The organism is Streptococcus oralis (assembly GCF_003944215.1).
GTDB lineage: Bacteria > Bacillota > Bacilli > Lactobacillales > Streptococcaceae > Streptococcus > Streptococcus oralis_BI.
This window is the reverse complement of the sequence record NZ_RJVZ01000030.1, coordinates 1-2,759: the sequence shown is the minus strand read 5'-3', so window position 1 is coordinate 2,759 and position 2,759 is coordinate 1. Positions and strand designations below refer to the sequence as shown.

Genomic DNA, 2,759 nt, shown 5'->3' with positions numbered 1-2,759 from the left:
TAATAGGCATGTATAATTTTTTAAATTTTTAACTGTATGTATTTTATCATGAACGACTAAACGATTACTTTTTGAATCATAGATTAAAGAATAAAATTCTACAATTTCAATATCAACTTCTTTTGGATAAAAAATCAAATGGTTATAATGTTTATCATTTTTATTATGTTTAAACTCATAAATATGATGAAATCTCGTATGTAAGGAATCAAATTCGATTGGTTTAATTTCCTGAATTTCGATATTATTAATATAGGCCTTATTCTGGAAACTAATTTTTAAAATTACACCGATAAAAGTCGAAATCTGTATAATTCGCAATAACCAATCAATATACATCGCCCAGTCTATTTTTAAAAAATAGTCAGTGTCCATTATTTCTCAAATCTCCCTTCAAAAAGCCTTCCAAATCTCGTTCATGTTGGTACTTAATGGCAGCCTTCTTATCTTTGTCAAAGATGGTTTTGGTTAGGTCAATATCGTTGATAGCCGCGATTGCGACGGTGTAATGAATGATATCAGCCAGTTCTTTGGCTAGTTCGTCGTTTGAGTCCTGGACACCCTCTTTTCGACCAGAGCGCCCATTCAAGACCTCGGCTACTTCTCCGACTTCCTCCACTAGCTTGATAAAGAGGCCTTCCTCAGTTCGAGATTGCTGGTAATGTTCGAGTAAGTAAGCTTGTAATTGTCTAAATGTTAAATCCTTCATCTTCTCCTCCTCACAAAAAAGCGAGACATCTGTCCCGCTTTTTTTATTTTTCATCGATAACGATTCTTACTTTTTTGTCTTCAGTTGGGACAGAGTAGACAATCGTTCTTATCGCTGAGATAGTGCGACCCTTACGACCGATTACACGACCGACATCGCTTTGGTCAAGATCCAAGTGATACTCCAAAAACTCTGGTGTGTCTTCGATCTTGATAGTTAAGGCATCTGGTTGTGAAATTAAAGGTTTCACAATCGCAATAATGAGATTTTCAATCGTATCCATCTGTCAACCTACTTTAAACTTATTTTGAGAATTTAGAATCGTGGAATTTTTTCAATACGCCTTCTTTTGAAAGGATGTTGCGAACTGTATCTGAAGGTTGAGCTCCATCAGCCAACCATGCAAGAACGCGGTCTTCTTTCAAAGTCACTTGGTTTTCAGCAACAAGTGGGTTGTAAGTTCCAACTGTTTCGATGAAACGTCCGTCACGTGGTGAACGTGAATCTGCTACGTTGATACGGTAGAAAGGTTTTTTCTTAGAACCCATACGAGTCAAACGAATTTTAACTGCCATTTTTAAAGTCTCTTTTCTTATTTTTTATTTCGGTGAAATAGCTGAGCTATTTAGCACATGTTCTATTATAGCAGATTTCTGACAGGTGTCAAGAAAAAAACTTGACAGAGTTAAAAATTTTTAAATTTTTTAGAAATTTATTAGACTAATAGAGATAAATTAGAAAGAAAAAATTTATGAATACTACTTTTGATAACTACCCTGTCAAGCCCTATATCTCTCTTAATCGTGATGTCGAAGCTTGGCTACTAAATCTCAAGCCCGTTCCCAAATGACACATGGACCTATTAGCAGATGATTTACTAGCAGGAGATATCATTCTCCTATGGAGAATCAACTTTGGCACTTTTACAACCGAAACATGATTTTAAAAACTCCCATTCGAATATGATTCAAAATTCGCTTAAAATCAATGTTTTCCCACTTTTTCAGAAAATAAATTTTCATCTAATTTAAATAACTTTCAATTAAATGGTGTGAATTTTGCTTAAAATCATCAAAAACACCCCATGGTGTGAACCATGAAGTGTTGTAAATGCTGTATTGTAGCTAGTTTTTAACGTTTAGAAAACTACCTAGCTTTACGAGCTTTCTTAAAATCTGGTTTGGAAAGTATGCGTTTCAGTTGAACTAAAAACAGCGAAATATCAAGGATTTTAAGAACGATATCTACTAATTAATTTATAAAATATGAATTAATAGATTCTAAATAGGGGAATAGTTTAGGTCTGTAATCATTAAAATAATACACCTAACTTTGGTCACCGTTTTTTAGTTATTCACTCTTTTTTCAGATAGTGTTTTTAAAGTTATGATGTAAAATGCCGCAATTAAAACACTATACATCATAATCGGAGGATAGAGAATTAAGGATAGAATCAATCCCACTCCTTTAATTATTAGGTCAGGTATCAATAACTTTCTATATTGTGCGGTAGCTTCAAGTAATTCTTTCTGATCTATATTGGGTTTATCAATTACTTTATGAAAAACCAGTTTGCTACCGTTGAAACAATAACGATCAGTCCATAAAAGAGCTGTGCCGTATGGTTCATGAAATGACTACTAACGATTCCAGTAGCATAGGGCATAAATGAAACAAAAAATAAAAGAAACAAATTCCACCAAACAATTTGTGGGGAAATTTTCTCAACCTTTTCCCATAGTGTGTTTAGTGCCATCCATAACGATCCTAACCAGAAAAAGGAAAGAAAATAAGCAAAGAAATTTTGCCGTAAATCCCAAAAAGCTTGAAGACTTGGTGTCGTTGGTTTTTCTAATTCTAAGATTAGGATAGTCATTATAATTGCTAGAACCGCATCTGTCAATGCAATTAATCTATCTTTCTTCATCAGATTACATCACCTTTCATTTTGTAGCATTCTATCTCATCGTATAATATTTATTAATCTTAAATATTAGATATTCATTTCATACTTTGAGTACAAACAAGATACACTAAAAAACATGTATCT

5 protein-coding genes and 1 pseudogene are annotated in these 2,759 nt (G+C 33.2%); 1 reads left to right on the top strand and 5 read right to left on the bottom strand.

Features of this window, described 5'->3' with window-relative positions; genetic code table 11:
• From D8804_RS10160 to rpsP, 4 genes are all read right to left on the bottom strand, one after another.
• The coding region (locus D8804_RS10160; protein WP_125399641.1) for a hypothetical protein at positions 1–375 on the bottom strand (375 nt) is incomplete at its 3' end.
• The gene (locus D8804_RS09885) at positions 365–709 is read right to left on the bottom strand and encodes a MazG nucleotide pyrophosphohydrolase domain-containing protein (RefSeq protein ID WP_125399640.1); all 345 of its coding nucleotides are present in this window, start codon (positions 707–709) and stop codon (positions 365–367) included. The genes D8804_RS09885 and D8804_RS10160, both read right to left, overlap by 11 nt.
• A gap of 43 nt (positions 710–752) precedes the next feature.
• Positions 753–992: an RNA-binding protein KphA gene (gene kphA / locus D8804_RS09880; protein WP_000379617.1), complete on the bottom strand. Its 240-nt coding sequence runs from the start codon at positions 990–992 to the stop codon at positions 753–755.
• Between the two features lie 19 nt (positions 993–1,011).
• On the bottom strand, positions 1,012–1,284 hold the full coding sequence (gene rpsP, locus D8804_RS09875; protein ID WP_000268760.1) for a 30S ribosomal protein S16: 273 nt from the start codon (positions 1,282–1,284) through the stop codon (positions 1,012–1,014).
• 176 nt (positions 1,285–1,460) lie between these two features.
• Between rpsP and D8804_RS09870 the strand changes: the two are divergent.
• Positions 1,461–1,649 (top strand): annotated as a pseudogene (locus tag D8804_RS09870) (hypothetical protein).
• Positions 1,650–2,261: 612 nt separating this feature from the next.
• On the opposite strand, the gene D8804_RS10490 reads toward D8804_RS09870, so the two are convergent.
• Positions 2,262–2,636, bottom strand: a complete 375-nt coding sequence (locus D8804_RS10490; protein ID WP_260472356.1) for a TMEM175 family protein — start codon at positions 2,634–2,636, stop codon at positions 2,262–2,264.
• Between the last annotated feature and the right edge of the window lie 123 nt (positions 2,637–2,759).

What these genes read in the sequence shown, in the direction of transcription:
- D8804_RS09885 (WP_125399640.1), bottom strand. Translation starts at nt 709, where the DNA reads ATGAAGGATTTAACATTTAGACAATTACAAGCTTACTTACTCGAACAT.
- kphA (WP_000379617.1), bottom strand. Translation starts at nt 992, where the DNA reads ATGGATACGATTGAAAATCTCATTATTGCGATTGTGAAACCTTTAATT.
- rpsP (WP_000268760.1), bottom strand. Translation starts at nt 1,284, where the DNA reads ATGGCAGTTAAAATTCGTTTGACTCGTATGGGTTCTAAGAAAAAACCT.
- D8804_RS10490 (WP_260472356.1), bottom strand. Translation starts at nt 2,636, where the DNA reads ATGAAGAAAGATAGATTAATTGCATTGACAGATGCGGTTCTAGCAATT.